This window comes from Jeotgalicoccus sp. S0W5, assembly GCF_011634875.1.
In the GTDB taxonomy this organism is placed as follows: domain Bacteria; phylum Bacillota; class Bacilli; order Staphylococcales; family Salinicoccaceae; genus Jeotgalicoccus; species Jeotgalicoccus marinus.
Genome location: NZ_SIRQ01000019.1, coordinates 1 through 773, shown reverse-complemented (window position 1 = coordinate 773; position 773 = coordinate 1). Strand labels below are relative to the sequence as shown.

The following is a 773-nucleotide window of genomic DNA, read 5'->3' as shown; positions in this document are numbered from 1 at the left end:
GGGTATTCGGATTATCGTGTGGAAAAACATTATAGCTGGTAGATTTTTGCTAAACTAAGGTCAGGCTAGTTGAAGAGTATCTTTTATTTTCTAAGTAATTGTGGTAGCATAAAAATGAACTAGAAAACTGTAGCTAGGGTTCCGCTATCTAGGTAGGTCAGTGACCGAGGGCTACATCTTTTACAATATGTAAAAGGCACCTATTGACATAAAAGGTCCGAGGGGGAAGGTTCAGCGTAGTTGTTATGCGTTGAAATCTTTCTCTTCGGCTCTTTTTTTATTATTTAGGAGGTATTTATCGTATGAAAAGGATCGATGATTTGAAAGCTGGTGTTGCAGTTATTATTTTGAATGAGGAGAACCAAGTTTTGTTGCAAAAAAGGTCCGATGTAGGACTTTGGGGTATTCCTTCAGGACATATAGAAATAGGGGAAACAGTTTCTGAAGCAGCTATTAGAGAAATAAAAGAGGAAACCAATTTAGATATTAGAATTAAAAAGCTTATAGGTGTGTACTCTGAGCCTGATTCTCAGGTTTTTACTTATCCAAGTGGAAGAGTAGTGCATTTTATAACAACTTGTTTTCTTGCTGAAATTACTGGGGGTGAACTACGATGTAATTCTTCTGAGTCACAAGAAATTCAATTTTTTGAACAACAAAGTTTACCAAGAGACTTATTGAAAATGCATCCTCAATGGTTAAATGACGCCCTTGCCAATGATGACTTAGCTTTTATTCGTTAAAAAGTAAATCCTTGTTAAGTTAACGGGGGG

General features: G+C 36.2%; 1 protein-coding gene. It reads left to right on the top strand.

Annotated elements, in window-relative coordinates:
• Positions 1-302 precede the first annotated feature (302 nt).
• Complete coding sequence (locus EYB29_RS11230) at positions 303-743, top strand: NUDIX domain-containing protein (protein WP_091474364.1); 441 nt, start codon at positions 303-305, stop codon at positions 741-743.
• Positions 744-773 lie beyond the last annotated feature (30 nt).